This is a genomic window from Sorangium sp. So ce131, from assembly GCF_051519095.1.
Lineage (GTDB): Bacteria > Myxococcota_A > Polyangia > Polyangiales > Polyangiaceae > Sorangium.
The window spans coordinates 12,114,796-12,135,900 of sequence record NZ_CP150455.1 but is presented as its reverse complement, the minus strand read 5'-3'; the positions used below and the strand labels follow the sequence as shown (position 1 = coordinate 12,135,900).

The window sequence follows — 21,105 nt, the reverse complement described above, 5'->3', positions numbered from 1 at the left end:
GAGGGCATGATGATCTTGGTTCTCGTGGGTCCTCCTGGCGCCGGGAAGGGTACGCAGGCGAAGCTGCTGTGCGACCGCTACGGCATCCCGCAGATCTCGACCGGTGACATGCTGCGCGCCGCCAAGCGGGCCGGCACGCTCGAGAAGCGGTACCTGGACATCATGGACTCCGGCGGGCTGCTGCCGGATGAGGCCGTTATCGGGCTCATCGCCCGTCGCACGGTCGAGCCCGACTGCAGCCGCGGGTTCCTTCTGGACGGATTTCCAAGGACCGTGCCCCAGGCAGAGGCGCTCGACCAGCTGCTTGCCAGCCAGGGCGGAAAGCGCATCGACGCGGTGATCCAGCTGGATGTCCCGCGCTCGCTCCTCGAGGAGCGGCTGATCCACCGCCGGACCGACAAAGGCAGTGGACAGATCTATCACCTTGTCTATAATCCCCCGCCCCCCGGTGCGGAGCTTGAGCATCGGGCCGACGACCGGCCCGAAGCTGTCGGCATGCGTCTCGACGCGTACGAGGCCATGACGGCCGCCCTGCTGCCGTTCTACGAGGAGAAGAAGCTTCTCCTTCGTGTCGACGGCGTCGGGAAGCCGGAAGAAGTCACGCAGAGGGTGCTGTCGGTCCTCGGCCGACCGAGCTCGGGTGGAGAATGAGGCGAACGAAACAGACCAGACCGCCGAAAGAACCGAAGGGCGACAAGCTCGAGTTCGACGGCGTGGTTCAGGAAGCCCTGCCGAATGCGATGTTCCGCGTCAAGGCGGACAACGGCCTGGGCGTCCTCGCTACCATCAGCGGCCGGATGCGGCAGTACTACATCAAGATCCTGCCGGGCGATCGCGTGACCGTCGAGGTCTCGCCGTACGACCCGAGCCGAGGCCGGATCACGTACCGGCACAAGTAACATCTTTAGAGGAATCTGGAGGCTCCCCGTGAAGGTGCGCCCGAGCGTCAAGAAGATCTGCGACAAGTGCAAGGTGGTGCGGCGGCGTGGTGTCGTTCGGATCATCTGCGAGAACCCCCGCCACAAGCAGCGCCAGGGGAACTAGCTCTTTCGGCGGAAGCCCGCCCCCGTTTGGTTTGGAGTAACCATGGCTCGTATCGCTGGTGTCGATCTCCCGCGTCGGAAGCATATCGCCTATGCCCTGCCGTACCTGTACGGCATCGGGCGCACGCTCGCCTTGCAAATCTGCGAGCGGGCCAACATCCCGGAGAACAAGCGGGTCGAGGAGCTCAGCGACGCTGAGGTGAAGGCGATCCGCGACCTCCTGGACACCGAGTACAAGGTCGAAGGTGACCTGCGGCGCGAGGTGCAGCTCAACATCAAGCGGCTCATGGACCTCGGCTGCTACCGGGGGCTCCGGCACCGGCGCGGCCTCCCGGCGAACGGGCAGAGGACGCATACGAACGCGCGCACCCGGAAGGGACCGCGCAAGGGCATGTTGCAGCGGCGTCCAGCCGCGACGAAGTGACGAGCGGGGATTAGGACGCCATGGCGCAAGCGAAGACGGCTGCCACCAACACCAAGGCCAAGCAGAAGAAGAAGGTCAAGAAGAATGTCGCCGCGGGCATCGCGCACATTCAGTCGACCTTCAACAACACGGTCGTGACGATCACGGACATCAACGGCAACGCGATCGCGTGGTCGTCGGCTGGCGCCCGCGGCTTCAAGGGGTCGCGCAAGTCCACGCCGTTCGCCGCGCAGCTGGCCGCGGAAGAGGCGGCGCGGCGCGCTCAGGAGCACGGGATGCGCTCGGTCGCCGTGTTCGTGAAGGGGCCAGGCGCCGGGCGCGAGAGCGCGCTGCGCGCGCTCCAGACCGCTGGCTTCAAGGTGACGCTGATCCGCGACGTCACGCCGATCCCCCACAATGGTTGCCGGCCGCCGAAGCGGCGCAGGGTTTGAGGTAATTCACGATGGCTCGCTACATTGGTCCGGTCTGCAAGCTCTGCCGCCGCGAGGGGATGAAGCTCTACCTCAAGGGGGAGCGCTGCTACACCGAGAAGTGCGCGTACACGCGGCGCCCGTATCCGCCCGGCCAGCACGGCCAGGGTCGCATCAAGCTGAGCGAGTACGCGGTGCGCCTGCGCGAGAAGCAGAAGGTGCGCCGCATCTACGGCGTGCTTGAGCGGCAGTTCAGCGGGTACTTCCAGGAAGCCAACCGGCGCAAGGGCCGGACGGGCGAGGAGATGCTCGCGCTGCTCGAGCGGCGCCTCGACAACGTGGTGCACCGGATGGGCTTCGGCTCGTCCCGCGCCGAGGCGCGCCAGCTCGTCCGGCACGGTCACGTCCACGTGAACGGCAAGCGGCTGGACATCCCGAGCTACGTGGTTCGGACCGGCGACAGGGTCGAGCTGACCGAGGGGGCGCGCAAGTTCAAGAGCGTCCTCGCGTCGGTCGGGGGCGCAGACAAGCGCCCGGTCGCGAGCTGGATCGACGTGGATCGCCAGGCGTTCACTGGCGCGGTCAAGGGCGCTCCGATCCGCGAGGATCTGAACGAGCCGGAGATCCGCGAGCAGCTCGTCGTCGAGTACTACTCGCGCTGAGCGCGAGGGCGGCGCGGAGGACCGCGGCGCGCGGGCGCACCTCTCGGGGTGCGCTCGCTCGTTGCGGGCTCCCCCTCTGCGTCGCTGGCCTGCGCTCGGCGCAGGCGTTGGGAGCCAAGGATGCGGGCAGGAGGCGGCGCCGGACCGGTCGAGTGCGGCCGCGGCGTGAGACCTCCGCGCAAACCTCATGAAGGAAGGAGATCGTCATGACGATGAGCAACCCGAACCTGACGATGATCGCCCGGAACTGGCGCGATCTCATCCGCCCCAAGGGCATCTCGGTCGACGCGGAGAGCGGGACCCAGTTCTACGCCAAGTTCACGTGCGAGCCGCTTGAGCGCGGCTTCGGCATCACCATCGGCAACTCGCTGCGCCGGGTGCTGCTCTCCTCCCTCCAGGGGGCGGCCGCGACGGCCATCCGCATCGAGGGCGCGCTCCACGAGTTCACGACCGTGCCCGATGTCGTCGAGGACGTGAGCGACATCATCCTCAACGTGAAGGAGGTCGTCTTCAAGGCGGCCACGCCGAAGACGTACTCGGTGCGGATCGACAAAGAGGGGCCCGGGCCCGTGTACGCGCGCGACATCCAGCTGGTCGACGGGCTGTCGGTGCTCAACCCCGACCACCTCATCGCGGTGCTCGACAAGAAGGGGCCGCTCGCGATGGAGCTCACGGTCAACGTGGGCCGCGGCTACGTGCCCGCCGAGCGGAACAAGACGCCGACGATGCCGATCGGGACGATCCCCATCGACGCGCTGTTCTCGCCCATCCGCAAGGTGAACTACACCGTGCAGAACGCCCGCGTCGGGCAGGTGACCGACTACGACAAGCTCACGCTCGAGGTCTGGACCAACGGCTCCGTCTCGCCGGCGGATGCCGTCGCCTTCGCCGCGAAGATCTTGAAGGAGCAGCTCTCCATCTGGGTCAACTTCGAGGAGAGCGAGGAGACGAGCTACCAGGCGGTGATGAGCGACGACGAGCCGCTCAACGAGAACCTCTTCCGTTCCGTCGAGGAGCTCGAGCTCAGCGTCCGCTCCGCGAACTGCCTGCAGAACGCGAACATCACGCTCATCGGCGAGCTCGTGCAGCGGACGGAGCAGGACATGCTCAAGACCAAGAACTTCGGTCGCAAGTCGCTGAAGGAAATCAAAGAGATCCTCGCGAACATGGGGCTCTCGCTCGGGATGAAGATCGACAACTGGCCGCAGCTCCTCGAGCGCTGGAAGGCGCAGCAGGCGCAGGCGTGAGTCGGTACTGAGGGAACGTCATGCGTCACAAGAAAGCGGGCAGGCAGTTTGGTCGGGATACCTCCAGCCGCAGGGCGATGCTTCGCAACCTGACGGCGAACCTGATCACCCACGAGCGGATCGAGACGACCGACGCCAAGGCGAAGGAGCTGCGTCGCGTCGCCGAGCGGCTCATCACGAAGGCGACGCGGCTCGGCAAGGTCGCGTACACCCAGCACGGGGAGCTGAGCCCCAGCGACCGCGCGCGCCGGCTCCACGCCGAGCGGCTCGTGGGCAGCTACATCCCTCGCTGGGGGGTCGCGACCGACGGCAAGAAGGTCGACATCATCGCCAAGGTGATGATCGACCTCTCCAAGCGCTTCGAGGGACGGCCGGGTGGTTACACGCGGATCATCAAGCTCGGACCGCGTCGGGGCGACAGCGCGCCGATGAGCCTCATCGAGTTCATCGACGCGCCTCCGCTGGCGGACGAGCCCGCACAGGCCGCAGAGCCGGTCGCCGCGGCGGAGCCGGCCACCCCGGCGACCACGGCTGGCTGAGCTGACGCAGGCGGGCGCTCCGTAGCGCCAGCCTGTGTGAAGACACGCCGGGAGAGCACTGTGCTCCCCCGGCGTGTTTGCTTTTGTGCGCGCACCTTGTGCGTCGCGCCCTCAGGAGGCGCCGTCCTGCCTCGGAGGTTCGGGCGCGGGCGCGGGCACAGAAGGCACCGGCGGCTCTGCCGGTGCGGCGTTTGTCGGCGGCTCTGCCGGCGCGGCGTTCGTTGACGGCTCTGCCGGCGCGGCGCTCGTTGACGGCTCTGCCGGCGCGGCGTTCGCGGGCGGCTCGGCCGTGGCGGCGTGGCGGGTCGGCACGTCGAGCGCCGGCGTGGGCGCGGCCGCCGCGTGCGGCGCTGCGGGGGCGGAGCCGTCGCTTGGCAGGGGAGGCGCCGGCGCAGCGACCGGCAGCGGTCCGGGAGACGCCGGCAGCAGCGGTCCGGGAGACGCCGGTGGATTGGCGGGGGCGGTGCTGGCCTGCCTTGCAGAGGACGCAGGGTCGCTCCGGCGGCGGGCGATGAAGACCATCGCCAGCAGCGCCGCGAGGCCCACCGCTCCTGCAGCGACGTGGCGGTTGGTCTGGCTCTTCCGCTCGGCGACCTTGTCCGCCAGCGACGCCAGCGCCTCCCTCGCGCCGGCGTGGGTCGGGTCGAGCTCCAGCGCGCGCTCGAGCACGAACTTGTCCGGCGCGCCGCGCTCGATGAGGAGCACGCCCTCGAGGTACGCGATCTCGGCCTCGATTTGCTTCGCCTGCTCGCCGGTGGGGTCGAGGCGCAACGCCTTGCGCATCATCGCGAGCGCGTCGTCGCGCCGGTCCGCGCCGAGCGACCTCGCTCGCTCGACGTAGACGCCGACCATCTCTTTGCGCCTGTCGAAGAGCGGCGCGCGCGCGAGCACCTTGTCGAACGCGTCGGTCGCCTCGGCGAGCTTGTCCGCGCTCGCCGCGGCGACACCCTCGTCCATCAGCTTGTAGACCTCCGCGAGGCGCGCGCGGTCGTACGTCGCGAAGAGCTCGCGCGCGACGCGGTCCCACGTCCAGTCGCGCGGCGGCTTCTCGCCGGTCAGGTTCAGGTAGGCGTCTCGGAGCTGCCAGATGCCGGGCTCCCCGATCGCCGAGATGGCCTCGCGGGCAGCGTCTCGCAGCCGCGAGCGGTCGCTGTTGCAGAAGCTCAGGATCACGCGCATGGCGTCGACATCGCGGACGCGGCCGTAAGCGCGGAGGACGTCGGCCAGGATCTGCGTGTCGTTCGACGCGATCGCCTCGCCGGGGATCGCCCGGCCGAGGAGGTCGAGCTGCTTGCTCGCCCATCGCTGGACGATCTTCGCGTCGTGCTGCCGCGCCTCGATCAACGCCGGGACGGCCTTGTCGCGCAGCTTGGCGATCTGCCGCTGCAGGTCGATGCGGAGCAGCTCGCCGAAGTAGGCGTGCAGCGCGATGAGCTCGCGCACGGCCGGCGTGGTACCCGCGGCGACGAGCATCCGCTCCATGGCGAGCAGCTTCACGACGTCGCGCCACGCGCTGTCGCGCGGCCGCGGCATCGCCAGCATGAAGTCCAGCCAGTCGCCCTCGGACTCGTCCTTCTCGTCGGCCTTGGCGTCTTTCCTCGCGTCGCCGGCCTTGGCGTCTTTCTTCGCGTCGCCGGCCTTGGCGTCCTTCTTGGCGCCATCGGCCTTGGCGTCTTTCTTCGCGTCGCCGGCCTTGGCGTCCTTCTTGGCGCCATCGGCCTTGGCGTCTTTCTTCGCCCCCCTGTCGGCCTTCGCGTCCGCCGCCTTCTTCTTGCCGTCGCGTTCGTCGTCGCCCTTGTCCGCCTTCTGCGCCTTCCGCGCCTCGCGGCGCGCCTCGGCGAGCACGCGCGGCGCCGCGTCCCGATCGAGCGAGCCACGGATGTCCTGCACGCGAAGCCGCACCGCGTCGACGATGCCGGGGATCGGCTCGTCGAGCGCTGCGCGGGCGCTCTCGCGCGCGCGGGTGTCCTGGGAGGTGATCTGGTCGAGCACGCGATCGAGCTCGCGGATCGCGGTGATGTCAGGCTCTGGACGGGTGATCGGAGCGAGCCGCGGGAGCGGCGGGAGCGCAGCGGACGCCGCAGCGCCGGCGGCTGCCGCGCCGGTCGCAGCGCCCGCGGCGCTCGCGCTCGCCGTGGCGCTCGCGTTCACCGTGGCGCTCGCGGCGCGCTCTCCCGCGGCGTGCACCGGAGACGGCGCGAGCGACGTCGCCGCCAGCAGGCTCAGCCATACGAGCGACGCGCTGGCCGCTGTGCCTCGCCGCGAACGCAGCGCGCCAGCGCCCCTCGGTTCCAACGGGCTGCGTCCCAAGTCCCTCAATCCGTGATGCGGAAGTCGAAGAAGTCGCCGGAGAAGCCGCGCCACCGGACGTCGACGCGCTCGACGCGCGCCGCGCTCGGGCCGCGGTTCGCCCAGGCGATGAGCTCCTTGAGCTCGTCCTCCTCCCCCTCGGCAAGGACCTCGACGCTGCCATCGGTGCGGTTCTTCACCCACCCGGTGAGGCCGAGCCGCTTGGCCTCGCGCTGCGTGGAGGCACGAAAGAAGACGCCCTGGACGCGACCGCGGACGAACAGCTGAACCTGTTTGAGCCCCATGGAACCAGCTTGACTTAGCCGCGCATCCCGAGGGAGGCAACTTCGGGGAACGCCCGGGGGCGCCGGGGGGTTCGCCCCCGCCGTTCCGCACGGCCGCGGCCCGGGCGACATGTCTCCCCGCGCATTGACAGAGCAAACGCGCTTGATAGAGTCGCCGCCCATCGGCAAGAGCAGCCCGCCGATCGAACGACATGAACTCGAGGGGCGCCGGCCGCGAGGCGAGCCCTCTTCCCCCTGGCGACCCGCCGACATCGACGACATGGTCGGCCCCGCCTCGGGCCCGACCCGCTAGACCCCCCCAACCAGAAACCATCGACCGACGGCCACCGCGCCCTTGACAGGGCGCGCCCGTCGTATCCTGGAGCTTTCCGACTCATGCACCTCAGGGAACTGAAGCAGAAACCGATGGCCGAGCTCGTTCAGATGGCGAAGGGGCTCAACATCGAGGGCGCTGCCGGGCTGCGCAAGCAGGAGGTCATCTTCGCGCTCCTGCAGGCCCACGCGGCCCAGGACCAGCCCGTCTACGGCGAGGGCGTCCTCGAATGCCTGCCGGACGGCTTCGGCTTCCTGCGCGCCCCGGACTACAACTACCTGCCGGGTCCGGACGACATCTACGTCTCGCCCTCGCAGATCCGGCGCTTCAACCTCCGCACCGGCGACAGCGTCAGCGGCTCCATCCGGCCGCCCAAGGAGCGCGAGGCGTACTTCGCGCTGCTCAAGGTCGACAAGATCAACGGCGAGCCCCCCGAGGTCGCCCGCGACAAGATCCTGTTCGACAACCTGACGCCGCTCTACCCGCAGCAGAAGTTCAACATCGAGAACGGGACGAAGAGCTTCTCGACGCGCATCATCGACATGCTCTGCCCGATCGGCAAAGGGCAGCGCTGCCTCATCGTCTCGCCCCCCCGCGCGGGCAAGACGGTCCTGCTCCAGCAGATCGCCAACGCGATCTCCGCGAACCACCCGGACACGACGCTGATCGTGCTGCTCATCGACGAGCGCCCGGAAGAGGTGACCGACATGCAGCGGACCGTGAAGGGCGAGGTGATCAGCTCGACCTTCGACGAGCCGCCCACGCGGCACGTGCAGGTCGCCGAGATGGTGATCGAGAAGGCCAAGCGCCTCGTCGAGCACAAGCACGACGTCGTGATCCTGCTCGACTCGATCACCCGCCTGGCCCGCGCCTACAACACGGTCGTCCCCCCGAGCGGCAAGATCCTCTCCGGCGGCGTGGACTCGAACGCGCTGCACAAGCCGAAGCGGTTCTTCGGCGCCGCGCGCAACGTCGAGGAGGGCGGCTCGCTGACCATCGTCGCGACGGCGCTCGTCGACACGGGCTCCCGCATGGACGAGGTCATCTTCGAGGAGTTCAAGGGGACCGGTAACAGCGAGATCCACCTCGATCGCAAGCTGATGGAGAAGCGGATCTTCCCCTGCCTCGACATCAACAAGAGCGCGACCCGCAAGGAAGAGCTGCTCCTCCCGGAGTGGATCCTCCAGCGCGTGTGGCTGCTCCGCCAGCTCCTGCACCCCCTCAACGTCATCGACTCGATGGAATTCCTCCTGGACAAGGTCAGCCGCACCGAGACCAACCAGGAATTCCTCGAGAGCATGAACCAGTAGTCGCTCGTCCTAGGGGCGCTCCCGGTACGCCCAGGGAGCGCTCCCTCCGGATCGAGGCGTCGAGCAGCGGCCGCGCGCGCGCTTCCGCGGGCGAAGTCGTGTTAGCGTCCCCTGGTGACCGCGAAGGCGGAGCAACGCACGAGGGCGCTGCAGGCTCGCATCGAAGAGCTGGAGGCGCGGCTCGCCCAGGCTGACAAGACCGTGCAGGCGCTCCGGGACGTCGGGCTCGCGCTCGGCAGCACCCTGGATCTCGATCAGCTGCTCGCGCTCATCCTGAACAAGATCACCGAGCTGCTCGACGCGGACAGGGCCACCCTGTACCTCCTCGACGAGCAGCGCCAGCGGCTCTTCTCGCGCATCGTCATCGGCGACGAGGCGCGCGCCATCGAGCTGCCCGTCGGCGCCGGGATCGCCGGGCACGTCGCCAAGATCGGGCGCACCATCCGCGTGAAGGACGCCTACCGGGACCGCCGGTTCCAGCGGGAGTGGGACGAGGTGACCGGGTACCGCACCCGCTCGATCCTCGCCGCGCCGATGAAGAACCACGTCGGCCGCACCATCGGCGTCATCCAGGTGCTGAACAAGCACGAGGAGAGGGAGTTCTCGGTCCACGACGAGGAGCTCCTCAGCGCCCTGGCGACGCAGGCCGCCGTCTCGATCGACAACTCGCGGCTGTTCCTCTCGGTCATCCAGAAGAACACGCAGCTCGTCGAGACGAAGGAGCAGCTCGAGCACCGCGTGAGCGACCTGAAGCTCCTCTTCGAGCTCGAGAGCGCGATGGGCCGCGCGACCACGATGGAGGACCTCGCGCGCGCGGTCATCACGGAGGCCGGCAGGGCGTGCGAGGCGCGCGCGGGGGGGATGCTCGTCGACGAGATCGAGGGCGGGCTGGTCCTCTACTTGTTCGACCTCGCCGGGCTCGAGGAGGGCAGCCCGATGTCCCGCAGGTCCGCGTCGAGCGAGGAGCCGGAGGGCGTCGTGGACGCGGGCCCTCCGAAGCTGGAGGCCACGCGCATCGCCATGAGCCGCGGCGAGGGGGTGATCGGGCGCGCCATGGCGCACAACGAGGCGGTGGTCTTCTCGCTCAACGACAGCGCGGACGGCGCCGGCGGGGAGTGGGACAGGCCGGTGTCGCCCCGGCTCGCCCAGATGCTCGGCGTGGAGCTCACGACGGCGATCGCCGTGCCGCTCGAGGGCGAGGACGCGGTGCCGATCGGCGCCATGGCGCTCTACAACTCCAGGAAACCACAAGGTTTTTCGAAGGACGACCGCGCGCTCCTGCGGCTCGTGTCGGCCAACGCGTCGACGGCGCTGCGGCTGTTCCGGTCGCGCCTCGAGCGGGAGCAGAGCGAGCGCCTCACCACGATCGGGCGCCTGCTCTCGGGCGTGATGCACGACATGCGCACGCCGCTCACCGTGATCAGCGGCTACGTCCAGCTCATGGCCGCCGCCGAGGACGCGGCGACGCGGGAGGAGCACGCGCGCCTCGTGCTCAAGCAGTTCGACGTGATCAGCGCGATGCAGCGCGAGGTGCTGGAGTTCGCGCGCGGCGAGCGGAGCATCCTCGTGCGCAAGGTCTACCTGACCAAGTTCTTCGGCGACATGGAGAAGCAGCTCGAGCACGAGCTCGCCGGGACCGGCGTGACGCTCGCGCTCGAGCTCGAGGACCGGGGGACGGCGCGCTTCGACGAGGCGAAGATGACGCGGCTCCTGCACAACCTGGTCCGCAACGCCGTCGAGGCGATGCGGCCGGGCGGGGGGACCGTGACCATCCGCGCCTACCGCGACGGGAGCGCGCTGGCGATCAGCGTCGCCGACACCGGCAAGGGGATCCCGAAGGAGGTCCAGGGCCGGCTGTTCCAGTCGTTCGTCACGTCGGGCAAGCGCGGCGGCACCGGGCTTGGCCTCGCGATCGTGAAGAAGATCGTCGACGAGCACGCCGGCACGATCGTGGTCGAGTCGTCCGACAAGGGCGCGAAGTTCACGATCCGCCTGCCGCAGGAGAGCGCGTCCACGCGGCCGGCGCCGCCCCTCGACGAGCCCGAGGCCCGGCCCGCCGCGACGGGCGGCGACGCGGCGAGCCGGCCGGGCGCGAGCGCCGCGTCGGCCGCCCAGGAGGGCGGCGCCCGCCGCCGGCCGGCGAGCTCGGCCCCCCCGGCGAGCGAGCGAGGCAGACGCTCGAGCAGCGGATCGGGCGCCTAGCGGCCCCGGCGCTTGCGCGAGGCGCGTTCGACGAAGAGACTCGGACGGTGCCCCAGCTCCGCCTGAAGCTCCTCGAGCCGCACCGGACGTCGCTCGAGAAGTGCGTCTACTGCCCCAAGCTCTCCCGCGCCGCGTGCCCCGTGTCCAACGTCGAGGCGAACGAGACGGTCACGCCCTGGGGGAAGATGTCGATGGCGTACTTCGCCGGGCGCGGCGACGTGCCGCTCGACGCGGGCCACGCGGATCCGGCCTGGGCCTGCTCCGGGTGCTACGCGTGCCGCGAGCGCTGCGACCACAAGAACGAGGTGGCCACGGTGCTGACCGACGCGCGCGCGGAGTTCTTCGCCCGCGGGCTCGCGCCGGAGGGCGCACGGCGCGCCGCCGCGCGGTTCGAGGCCCGCGAGGACGCGCGCGGCGGGGAGCTCGACGCGCTCGCGCGCGCGGCGGCCGGGCCGGCCGCGGTCCAGGCAGGGCCGGCCGCGGTCCAGGTGCTGCTCGGCTGCGGGTACGTCCGCCACGCGCCGGACGTCGCTCGCGACGCGCTCGAGGCGACCGAGGCGCTCACCGGCGCCCCCGTCCGCCCGGTGCGCGCCTGCTGCGGGTTGCCGCTCCTCTACGCGGGCGACCGGGCGGGCTTCCTGGCCGCGGCGCGGCGGCTCGCCGAGGAGGTCGCGCAGGGGGAGCGCTTCGTCGCGGTCGACCCCGGCTGCGCGCGCGCCGTGCGCGTCGAGTACGCGCGCGCGGGCGTGAGCGCCAGGGCGCCGGAGCTGTTCGTCGATCTCGCGCGGGCCTCGCTGGATCGGCTGCAGCGGTCGTCGTCGGAGCGGCGCGTGCGGTACCACGATCCCTGCCAGCTCGGCCGCGGGCTCGATCGCTACGACGCGCCGCGGGAGATCCTCGCCCGCATCACGGGGCGGCCGCCCGAGGAGTTCATCCACCGCCGCGAGCACGCCGACTGCAGCGGCGGCGGCGGCCTCGTGCCCGCCACGCGCCCCGCGTCGTCCGCCGCCATCGCCGACGGCAGGATCGCGGAGCACCGAGCGCTCGGCGGCGGGCTGCTCGTGACCCACTGCGCGCAGAGCCTCCGGCGGTTCAGGACCCGGGGGGAGCCGGCGGAAGATCTCGCGAGCCTCGTCGCCCGGGCCGTCGCGCCGCGATGAGCGCGCGCCCCCAGACGGCGCTGGCCGCCGTGGACGACGCGCAGGGCGGCGCCGCCGGCCCGGCGGGGCGCGCGCCGCACAAGCGGCGCACCGTCGCCGGCAGGCTCCTCGCGAGCTACCTCGTGGTGCTCGCCGCCTTCGCGCTGACCGTCGGCTGGAGCGTGCAGGCGCTGCGGGCCGCCTCGCGCGACGCCCAGCTGCTGCGCGCCGGGTACGTGCCGCTGCTCCTGCGCATCGGCGAGGTCCTGGCCGAGCAGAACGTCTTCAACGCGCAGCTCAACCACATCACCGCCGCGAAGAACCCCGGCGACGTGCGCGAGTGGATCGAGACCGCCCGGCGGACCCGGCCGCTCACCTTCTCGCTCGTCAAGGACGCCGCCCGGGCGCTCGCCGTGGCCGACGAGCGGGCCGCGAGCGGGGACGCGAGCGCCGCCGGGCAGGCGGCCGCGTCGTCCGGCGTGCGCCGCTTCGGCGAGGAGGTCGCGGCCGAGGTGACGGCCATCGAGCGGCTCGTGGGCGCCAGCCCCGAGCGGTTCTCCCAGCTCTTCCAGGCGCTCGCCGTCGGCAACCGCGAGCTCGCGGAGCGGACGCGCGACGAGCTGGTCAAGCGCGAGGCCGAGGGCGCGCAGCGGCTGCGGGCGATCAAGACCCGCGTCGAGGAGCAGATGGAGAGCCTCACCGCCGAGGCGCGGCGGCGGGAGGAGCGCTCCATGCAGCTGCTCGTGGGGCTGGGCGTGCTGACGCTGCTCGTCGGCGTCGTGATGTCGCTCTACGCGCGGCGCGTGCTCGCCCCGCTCACCGCCGTGACCGAGCGCGCCAACGCGGTCGCGCGCGGGGATCTCACCCCGAAGCAGGTGCTTGCCACGAACGACGAGATCGGCGAGCTCGCGACCACGTTCGAGGGCATGGTCGCCGCCATCCGCCGCGCGCGCGCCGAGCTCGTGAACGCCGAGCGGCTCGCGGCGATCGGGAAGATGGCGGCGCACGTCACGCACGAGATCAGGAACCCGCTGTCGTCGATCGGGCTGAACCTCGAGCTGCTCGAGGAGGAGGTGGCCCGCGCCACCGCCGAGGGCACCCCGGACGAGGAGCTCAGGCCCGTGATGAAGGAGTCGGCGCAGCTCGTCACCGCGATCCGGGCCGAGGTGGACCGCCTGTCGCGCATCGCCGAGCAGTACCTCAGCGTGGCGCGCCGGCCCCGCCCGCGGCTGGAGCCGGAGCGGGTGGACGATCTGGTGCAGGAGCTCCTTTCGTTCGTGCGTCCCGAGCTCGATCGTGCCGGCGTCGCGGTCCGGGTCGAGGTGGACGAGGAGGGCCCCGAGATCCTCCTCGACGAGTCGCAGATCCGGCAGGCGCTCCTGAACCTGATCCGCAACGCGCGCGAGGCGATGCCCAAGGGCGGCGAGATCGTGGTGAGCGTGAGCTTCTCGAGCGGCGCCGCGACCCTCACGGTCGACGACACCGGGGCCGGCGTGCCGGAGGAGCTGCGGGCGTCGATCTTCGACCCCTTCTTCACCACGAAGCAGCGCGGCACGGGGCTCGGCCTCGCGGTGACGCGGGACATCATCGAGGCGCACGGCGGCACGATCGCGTGCGAGGCGCGCGAGGCAGGGGGCACGCGGTTCCGGATCACGCTCCCCGCCGGAGGCGCGCCGGCCCAGGGCCGCGCCGCGGAGGCGAGCGCGCCGCCGTGAGCCTCGCCGGCCGCCACCGGCGCGGCGGGGCGCGGACCGGGCCGGCGCGCCGCTCTTCAGCGCGGTGGAAGCGTCCGCTGCTCCAGGTACTGGAGCGCGAGCCCCATGAGGAGGAAGCCCACGACGGCGAACAGGATCGCCGCCAGCACGTAGACCAGCGTTCGAAACGTCCGCGCGGGCGGCTGCGCGGGCGGCTGCGGCTCGAGCGGCGCCGGCTCTTCCGAGACCGTCGCCCCGACGTTGGCCGTGCCGATGCTCGGTATCGTGCCCATGCTCGGCCGCGCCGGCCTGTAGACGAGCGTCGGATCCTGGGTGGATGACCCGGCGGAGCTGTCGTCGGCGAAGTTCGGGAGCTCGTCCGGCGCCCTCGCGGGCGGGGCGAGCGGCAGCGAGAGCTCGGCGCCAGCGTTGTTCAGCACCATGGTCCCGTTGGGGCCCGTCCACTGCCTCGGCGGCTCCGCCGGGTAGCCGCCGACCGCGTGATGCTGGCCCTCGGCGTGGAGCGGCGGCGGCTCCCTGGCCGCAAAGGCGGACCCCAGGTCCGCCTCGCTCGGCGCGCGCACCACGGTCTCGACGAGCGCCGCCGGGTCGGTCGCCGTGCGGATCAGGATGGGGTCCACCGGCGGGAACGCACCCTTCATGGAGGGCATGGGCCTGCGCGACGCGCCCGGCGGCGTCACCGGGGGCATGCTGCCGGGGATCGACGACGGGTGCGGCTGCGACGACATGGCGCTGGACGGCTGGCTCGAGGCGCCCCGCGGCCGCAGCTCCCGCCACGCGCTCAGCCCCTCGACCGCGCTCTGGAAGCGATCCCCGGGCTCGCGCGCCAGCCCCTTCGCGAGGAAGGCCTCGAGCCGCGGATCGACCGGCCCGTCCATCACCTCGGCGAGCGTCCGCGCGTCGGTCTTCTGCTTCATCTCGACCATGATGAGGAGGTTGCGCGCCTGGTAGGGCAGCTGGCCGCTCATCGACTGGTAGATCATCGTGGTGCAGGCGTAGATGTCCGCGCGGTGGTCGACGGTCTTCGCCTTCCCGATCTGCTCGGGCGGCATGAACGAGAACGTGCCGAGGCTCTGGCCCATCTCGGTCAGGGTCTCCCCGCCCATCTCCTTCGGCAGCTTGGAGATGCCGAAGTCGAGGATCTTGACCCGCGTGGACCCGTCGGGGCGCGCCTCGAGGAACACGTTCGACGGCTTCAGATCGCGGTGGATGATCCCGGCGCGGTGCGCGTCGGCGAGGCCCATCCAGACCTGCTCGATGATCGGGTGCAGCTCGTCGAACGCGATCGGCCCCGTCCGCTTCAGGCGGTCGATCAGCGACTCGCCTTCGAGCAGCTCGAACACGAGCACGATGCCGTGCTCGGGGTCCTCCTCGACGTCGAGGACCTGGGTTACGTGGTCGCTGTTGATGGAGCCCGCGGCGCGCGCCTCGCGCCGGAACCGCTCGGCGGCCGACGACTTGGCCTTCGAGTCGGCGCGCAGGAGCTTGATGGCCACCTGGCGGCCCGTGCGGATGTTCTCCGCCGCGTACACCTCACCCATTCCGCCGCGTCCGAGCTGGCGGATGATGCGATAGCGGTGCGCAACGACGGTTCCAGCTTCGATCTCCAAAAGCGCCTCGCCCGAGATTATCCCCCGCGCAGATGCGGGGGATCAAATTCTCCGGCGCGAACGAGGCGACCCGGCCATAAGCCCTCCGGCCTCCGCCGCCTCGGCCCATCCCCCGGACGACGACCGAAGCGCCGGATCGAGCTCTTCCGCAGAGTCTGCCTCGCGGGCGCGGGCGACGGGCGCCTCGGCCATGCGGGGCCACGGCGCCGGTCGCAGGGGCGGCAGCGCGCCCCTGCGGCTGGCGCCGCCGCGGGCGGGCTACTCCTCTTCTTGCTGGCGGAGCTTCGCCACGACGCCGAGGTCCTCCAGCGTCGAGGTGTCGCCGGTCAGCTCGCGGCCGGCGGCCACGTCCTTCAGCAGCCGGCGCATGATCTTGCCGCTGCGGGTCTTCGGCAGGGCGTCCGTGAAGCGGATGGCGTCGGGGCGCGCGAACTTGCCGATCTCCTTGGCGACGTGCTCGCCGAGCTTCGCCTGGAGCTCCGGTCCGGGCGTGAACCCGGGCCGGATCGAGACGAACACCACGAGCGCCTGGCCCTTGAGCTCGTCCGGGCGGCCGACCGCGGCCGCCTCGGCGACGGCGGGGTGAGAGACGAGCGCGCTCTCGATCTCGGCGGTCCCGATGCGGTGGCCCGCCACGTTCAGCACGTCGTCGATCCGGCCGACGACCCAGAAGTAGCCGTCCTCGTCGCGGCGCGCGCCGTCGCCGGTGAAGTAACAGCCCTCGACGTCGCTGAAGTACTGCTTGCGGAAGCGCTCGTCGTCGCCCCACACCGTGCGCAGCATCGAGGGCCACGGCTGCTTGAGCACGAGCAGCCCGCCCTCTCCCGGGGCGACCGTCTTGCCGTCCTTCGTCACGACGTCGGGCACGACGCCGAACATCGGCAGCCCCGTCGAACCGGGCTTCGAGGGCGACGCGCCGGGCAGCGTGGTCATCATGATCGCGCCCGTCTCGGTCTGCCACCAGGTGTCCACGATCGGGCAGCGGCCGCCGCCGATGGTGCGGTGGTACCAGATCCACGCCTCGGGGTTGATCGGCTCGCCGACCGAGCCGAGCAGCCTGAGGCTCGTGAGGTCGCTCTTCGCGGGCCACTCGTCGCCCTGGCGCATGAAGGCGCGGATCGCCGTGGGGGCGGTGTAGAGGATCGTGACGCCGTGCTTCTCGATCAGCCTCCAGAAGCGGCCCCAGTCCGGGAAGTTCGGCGCGCCTTCGTACATGAGGCACGTCGCGCCGTTGGAGAGCGGCCCGTACACGATGTAGCTGTGCCCGGTCACCCAGCCGACGTCTGCGGTGCACCAGTAGACGTCGTCGTCGCGCAGATCGAAGACGTACTTCGTCGTGACGTGCGCGCCGACCAGGTAGCCGGCGGTCGTGTGGAGCACCCCCTTGGGTTTGCCGGTCGAGCCGCTCGTGTAGAGGATGAACAGCGGGTGCTCGGCGTCGACGGCGGTCGGCTCGCACGACGGCGAGGCCCCGGCGAGCAGCTCGTGCCAGAACACGTCGCGGCCCTGCGTCATCTGCACCTCGCAGCGCTCGCTGCCGAGGTGCTGGTACACGATCACGTGCGCCGCGCTCCTCGCCTCCGGCTGCGCGAGGGCCTTGTCGACCGTGGCCTTCAGCTGCACGACCTGCCCGCGCCGGTACGCGCCGTCCTGGGTGATGACGACCTTGGCCTGGCTGTCGTGGATGCGGTCGCGCAGCGCGTCCGCGGCGAAGCCGCCGAAGACCACGGTGTGCACGGCGCCGAGCCGCGCGCACGCGAGCATCGCGACGACCACCTCGGGCACCATGCCCATGTAGATCGCGACCCGGTCCCCCTTCTCGACGCCGAGGCGCCTCAGCGCGTTCGCGAGCAGCACCGTCTCGCGGTGGAGCTGGGCGTACGTCAGCGTGCGCGTGGCGCCGTGCTCGCCCTCCCAGATGATCGCGGCCTTGTTCTTCGTGGCCGTGGTCAGGTGGCGATCGAGGCAGCTCTCGGTGACGTTGAGCGTCGCGCCGAGGAACCACTTCGCGTGCGGCAGGGACCAGTCGCTGGTCTTGGTCCACGGCGTGCGGAACACGAGGTCGCGCGCCTCGCGGCGCCAGAACTCGTCCGGATTCTCGAGGCTCTCGCGGTAGAGCGCCTCGTAGGCTTCCCGCGATCCGACGCGCGCACGACGCGAGAATTCGGCCGACGGCTCGAACCGGCGCGTCTCCTTCAGCAACGACGTGATGGCATCCTGCGACATGGTCACCCCTTGAGGGGACGGCGGAGCCGATCCCCGACCCATGTTGAGAGGGGACGGCGGAGCCGATCCCCGACCCATGTTGAGAGGGGACGGCGAACCCGAGCCCCGGCCTATGTTGAACGACACGGCGGAGTCGAATCCCGGCTCCCCGTGAGGGGGTGCGAGAATACCTCCGTCGAGCCGCAGAACAAGGAGGGAAGGGGGCGAGCGTCCCGGACCGGACTGCAGGGGCGCGGCTCGGTCACCAGAACGCGTACCCGGCGTGCAGGCTGCCTCCGAGCTGAAGCAGCACGGACGAGTAGAGCGTGATGTCGCCGTACACCTTGTCCGTGTAGCTGATGCCGCGCGACGACTGGAAGTAGCTGTCCAGCGAGAACCCGAGGAGCACGCCGCCGAGGTCGAGCTCGACCCCCACCTCGGAGAAGACGAACGCGTTGATCCCCGAGGCGCGCTCGCACATGCCCTCGCCATCGCAGACGTCGGACCCGTCGGGCCCCTTGATGCTGTCGAAGCGCACCGCGTCGTAGGTGAGGCCGCCGCCGATCGAGCCCACGAAACGCCAGGTCTGCCCGGGGGTCATCAGGCGGACGTTCAGCCCGAGGCGCGTCGAGCCGAGCGTGTAGCTGGCGTTCGGGTAGGCCCGATCGGCCGACCCGGTCGCGATGTTCGCGTACTGGAGCATCGCGTCGAACGCCGCGGGGGTGTTCACCCGGTAACCCACCCGGATCGAGCCAGCGCCGCCGCTGTTCACCGCCGGCTTCGGGAACGCCTTGGGGTGGCTGAGCGGCCAGAGCAGCGAGGCCGCGCCGATCACGTAGTAGCCCTGCCGCGACACCGGGATCGGCGCCAGCTTCGGAGGCGGCGGCGGCGGAGGCGGCGGCGTGACCGTCTGCGACGCCGGCGGGGAGACGGCGACCCTGTCCGGGGTCAGCGCGAGCTTCACCTTCTTGTCGCGGTCGCCGCTCGCCACGGTCACGTTCTGGTCCGCGCTCTTGTAGCCGTCGGCGCGCGCGCCGATGCGGTGCACCCCGGGCCCGAGCTCCACCACCCGCGTCGCCGAGGACGAGGGCGGCTGCTCCTCACCGTCGATGAGCAGCGCCGCCGTCGGCGGGCTGAGCTCGACCGTGACGTGGGCGAGCAGCGCGCGCATCTCCTCGATCGCGCTGCGCGCCGTCTTCTCGTCCGCCTCGTCCATCGTGTCGCGGTGGTGCGCGAGCGCGCGCTCGAGCGCCGCGATGGCCTTCGGGTAGTTGAAGAGGGCCTTCTCGGCGAGCGCGATGTTGAAGAGCGGGCTGGCCTTGGGCTTCTCCTTGTAGGCCGCCTCGAACTCGACGATCGCCGCCCGGTAGTTCCGGTCCTGGAACAGCTTGATGCCGTTCTCCATGTGCTGCCGGTACGGCTCGACCTGCGCGTGCGCGGGCGAGAGGTGCGCGGCCACGCCGAGCATCGCCGCGCAGAGCGCGATCCGGAGTCGTCCGTGCGATCTGGCCAACGCCGCCTCAGTCGACCTTGAGCTGGAGCCCAGCCGCGACGCCCACCGGCTTTTCCGTCGCGACCACGGGGGGGGCCTGGGTCGGCGCGGCGGGCTTCGCGCCGGCGCTCCTCGGGCGCGCTGCGAACGGGAGCGCCTTCGCTTTCCGGGCGCTCGGCGCGGCGGTGGGGGGCGCCGCGGGCGCCGACGGCCCCAGCGCGGGCGCCGACGCAGCGGGCGGCGCCGCCGCCGCCTCGACCGCAGGGGGCGCCGGCGTCACCACCGGCAGCGGCGTGAGCTGAACCTCGATCTGCTCCTTGCCGGCCTGGAGCGTCACTTCCTTGTCGACCGGCGTGTAGCCGGCGGCCTCGATCCTCACCCGCTTCGTCTCGCCGGTGCGGCCGCGCAGCGTGCGGTCGGCGAGGTCTACCCCGTCGACGCTGAAGCGAGCGCCGGCCGCGTTCGTCAGGAGCTCCACCGCGACCTGGGCGGGGAGCGCGGGCGCGGCGGCCGCCGCCTCGACCGCCGGCGCCGGGCGAAGCGCGTAGAGGGCTGCGCCCGCGAACCCGCCGGCGAGCGCGACCAGCGCGACCGCGACCAGCGCGCGCCGCCGTGGCCCCCGCGCGCCGACGCGGCCGTTGCTCGACCAGCCCACCTTCGAGCCGCTGCCGTGCGCCTCGAGCGTGGGATCCAGCGCGATGTCCGAGGTGCCCGGGGTCCGCTGCACCGGCGTCTGCCCGTTCGCGCCAGGCGCGTTCGCCGTGAGCGCCCCGAGCTCGTCGCTCGAGCTCCGCCGCGACGTGAGCAGCCCTCCGGCCGACGCGACCAGCGCGTCCAGGAACTCCCGCGCCGACGCGAACCTCGCGTCCCGATCCCGCGCGAGCGCCTTCGCGATGACACGCGCGATCGGCTCCGGGACGGCCGGGTTGCTCATCCGCACGTCCGGCACGTCCTTCATGCAGATGTTCACGATCACCTGCTCGTACGAGTTGCCGCTGTGCGGCGGGTGCCCGGTGAGGCACTCGTAGAGGATCGCGCCGACCGCCCAGAGATCGGTCCTGCCGTCCACGTCCGGCAGCGCCTGCGCCTGCTCCGGCGACATGTAAAAAGGCGTCCCGAGCACCGTGCCCTGCCGCGTCAAAGTGTGCGGCTGCACGCCGCTCTCGCGGCGCACCTTGGAGATGCCAAAGTCGAGGATCTTCGCGAAGTTAGGGTCGTCGTCGCGGTCGACCAGGAAGATGTTGTCCGGCTTGAGGTCGCGGTGGACGATGCCCGCCTCGTGGGCGCGGTGGAGGCCGCGGAGGAGCTGCGCGGTCACGTGGAGCGCCTCGCCGAGATCGAGCCGGCCGCAGCGCCGGATGCGGTGGCCCAGGTCCTCGCCGCGGAGCAGCTCCATCACGAGGAACGGGACGTCGTCGGCGAAGCCGGAGTCGAAGATCTCGACGATGTGGGCGCTCTCGACCGCGCTCGCCGCCTGCGCCTCGCGGTGGAACCGGGCCACCGCGTCCTTGTTCCGGGCCAGCTCGGCGTCGACGAACTTCATCGCGACGCGCTTGCCGATGGTGGTGTTGACCGCCTCGTACACCATCCCCATCCCGCCGCGGCCGATCGCCCGCACGATCTCGTACTTCTGCACCCGCTTTCCGACGAGTGGCCCCTCGACCGGCTGAAGCGCTGCGGCAGTGGTGTCGGGGCTGCTAGGCATGGCGGTTGCGGCTCGGGGAGGCGGACGAAGCCCAGGAGGCCCTTTGGACGAACCGTATCAAAGAAAGCTACGCCCCGTCCCCGCGCGGCAGCTTATCACCTGGCCGCCGCAGGGGGCACCTTCGTGGGCGGAACGTTCAGGGCGTGCCTGACATTTCTCCCATCACACATCGACCGCCTGCCCCCCTCAGCGGGGCAGGGTCGGCGCGTCCGCGCGCGGCGGCTCGTTCAGGCGCGCGTCGAGCTGGCCCTTCTTGTCGAGGGCCGACAGCTCGCTGAACCCGCCGATGCTGTCGCCGTTGATGAAGATCTGAGGGACGGTGCGCTGCCCGGACGCCTTGACCATCCAGGTGCGGAGGTCGTCCCGCCCCTCCACGTTGATCTCGGTGAAGCGCACCTGCTTCTGGGTCAGGAGGCGCTTCGCCATGGCGCAATACCCGCAGTACTCGGTGACGTAGATGGTGACTTCGGCTGCTTGCATGAGGTTCTCGTCCTC

Annotated in this window: 19 protein-coding genes; 12 read left to right on the top strand and 7 right to left on the bottom strand. The window is 71.1% G+C overall.

The window, feature by feature from the left end; all coding sequences use genetic code 11:
- Positions 1-9 precede the first annotated feature (9 nt).
- The 8 genes from WMF43_RS44045 (at position 10) to rplQ (ending at position 4,325) form a co-directional block, all read left to right on the top strand.
- Entirely contained in the window at positions 10-651 is a 642-nt protein-coding gene (locus tag WMF43_RS44045; protein ID WP_437684209.1) for an adenylate kinase, read from the top strand.
- On the top strand, positions 648-899 hold the full coding sequence (gene infA, locus WMF43_RS44040; protein WP_104985813.1) for a translation initiation factor IF-1: 252 nt from the start codon (positions 648-650) through the stop codon (positions 897-899). Before WMF43_RS44045 ends, infA begins: the two co-directional genes overlap by 4 nt.
- Positions 900-927: 28 nt before the next feature.
- Entirely contained in the window at positions 928-1,044 is a 117-nt protein-coding gene (rpmJ, locus tag WMF43_RS44035) for a 50S ribosomal protein L36 (protein WP_012240549.1), read from the top strand.
- Between the two features lie 42 nt (positions 1,045-1,086).
- On the top strand, positions 1,087-1,467 hold the full coding sequence (gene rpsM / locus WMF43_RS44030) for a 30S ribosomal protein S13 (protein ID WP_104985812.1): 381 nt from the start codon (positions 1,087-1,089) through the stop codon (positions 1,465-1,467).
- A gap of 20 nt (positions 1,468-1,487) precedes the next feature.
- A complete protein-coding gene (rpsK, locus tag WMF43_RS44025) occupies positions 1,488-1,898 on the top strand; it encodes a 30S ribosomal protein S11 (protein WP_437674300.1) in 411 nt (136 codons plus the stop codon).
- 11 nt (positions 1,899-1,909) lie between these two features.
- A complete protein-coding gene (gene rpsD / locus WMF43_RS44020) occupies positions 1,910-2,539 on the top strand; it encodes a 30S ribosomal protein S4 (RefSeq protein ID WP_437674298.1) in 630 nt (209 codons plus the stop codon).
- A 206-nt stretch (positions 2,540-2,745) separates the two neighbouring features.
- The gene (locus WMF43_RS44015; RefSeq protein ID WP_437674296.1) at positions 2,746-3,786 is read left to right on the top strand and encodes a DNA-directed RNA polymerase subunit alpha; all 1,041 of its coding nucleotides are present in this window, start codon (positions 2,746-2,748) and stop codon (positions 3,784-3,786) included.
- A 20-nt stretch (positions 3,787-3,806) separates the two neighbouring features.
- The gene (gene rplQ / locus WMF43_RS44010) at positions 3,807-4,325 is read left to right on the top strand and encodes a 50S ribosomal protein L17 (RefSeq protein ID WP_437674294.1); all 519 of its coding nucleotides are present in this window, start codon (positions 3,807-3,809) and stop codon (positions 4,323-4,325) included.
- Between the two features lie 111 nt (positions 4,326-4,436).
- Here the strand turns inward: rplQ and WMF43_RS44005 are convergent, their stop codons facing one another.
- Together WMF43_RS44005 and yccX are read right to left on the bottom strand one after the other, a co-directional pair.
- Positions 4,437-6,512: a hypothetical protein gene (locus WMF43_RS44005; protein ID WP_437674292.1), complete on the bottom strand. Its 2,076-nt coding sequence runs from the start codon at positions 6,510-6,512 to the stop codon at positions 4,437-4,439.
- Between the two features lie 128 nt (positions 6,513-6,640).
- Complete coding sequence (yccX, locus tag WMF43_RS44000; protein ID WP_104985806.1) at positions 6,641-6,919, bottom strand: acylphosphatase; 279 nt, start codon at positions 6,917-6,919, stop codon at positions 6,641-6,643.
- A gap of 375 nt (positions 6,920-7,294) precedes the next feature.
- Between yccX and rho the strand changes: the two genes are divergently transcribed.
- The 4 genes from rho (at position 7,295) to WMF43_RS43980 (ending at position 13,598) form a co-directional block, all read left to right on the top strand.
- Positions 7,295-8,542, top strand: coding sequence for a transcription termination factor Rho (rho, locus tag WMF43_RS43995; protein ID WP_012240541.1), 1,248 nt, complete (start codon positions 7,295-7,297; stop codon positions 8,540-8,542).
- 114 nt (positions 8,543-8,656) lie between these two features.
- Positions 8,657-10,744: a GAF domain-containing protein gene (locus WMF43_RS43990; RefSeq protein WP_437674290.1), complete on the top strand. Its 2,088-nt coding sequence runs from the start codon at positions 8,657-8,659 to the stop codon at positions 10,742-10,744.
- 47 nt (positions 10,745-10,791) lie between these two features.
- Complete coding sequence (locus tag WMF43_RS43985; RefSeq protein WP_437674288.1) at positions 10,792-11,904, top strand: (Fe-S)-binding protein; 1,113 nt, start codon at positions 10,792-10,794, stop codon at positions 11,902-11,904.
- On the top strand, positions 11,901-13,598 hold the full coding sequence (locus tag WMF43_RS43980) for an ATP-binding protein (RefSeq protein ID WP_437674286.1): 1,698 nt from the start codon (positions 11,901-11,903) through the stop codon (positions 13,596-13,598). Before WMF43_RS43985 ends, WMF43_RS43980 begins: the two co-directional genes overlap by 4 nt.
- Positions 13,599-13,654: 56 nt before the next feature.
- On the opposite strand, the gene WMF43_RS43975 is transcribed toward WMF43_RS43980, so the two are convergent.
- The 5 genes from WMF43_RS43975 to grxC form a co-directional block, all read right to left on the bottom strand.
- The gene (locus WMF43_RS43975; protein ID WP_437674284.1) at positions 13,655-15,208 is read right to left on the bottom strand and encodes a protein kinase domain-containing protein; all 1,554 of its coding nucleotides are present in this window, start codon (positions 15,206-15,208) and stop codon (positions 13,655-13,657) included.
- 258 nt (positions 15,209-15,466) lie between these two features.
- Complete coding sequence (gene acs, locus WMF43_RS43970; protein ID WP_437674282.1) at positions 15,467-17,434, bottom strand: acetate--CoA ligase; 1,968 nt, start codon at positions 17,432-17,434, stop codon at positions 15,467-15,469.
- 241 nt (positions 17,435-17,675) lie between these two features.
- Entirely contained in the window at positions 17,676-18,926 is a 1,251-nt protein-coding gene (locus WMF43_RS43965) for a tetratricopeptide repeat protein (RefSeq protein WP_437674280.1), read from the bottom strand.
- 7 nt (positions 18,927-18,933) lie between these two features.
- Positions 18,934-20,610, bottom strand: coding sequence for a serine/threonine-protein kinase (locus tag WMF43_RS43960; protein ID WP_437674278.1), 1,677 nt, complete (start codon positions 20,608-20,610; stop codon positions 18,934-18,936).
- A 186-nt stretch (positions 20,611-20,796) separates the two neighbouring features.
- Complete coding sequence (gene grxC, locus WMF43_RS43955; RefSeq protein ID WP_437674276.1) at positions 20,797-21,090, bottom strand: glutaredoxin 3; 294 nt, start codon at positions 21,088-21,090, stop codon at positions 20,797-20,799.
- Between the last annotated feature and the right edge of the window lie 15 nt (positions 21,091-21,105).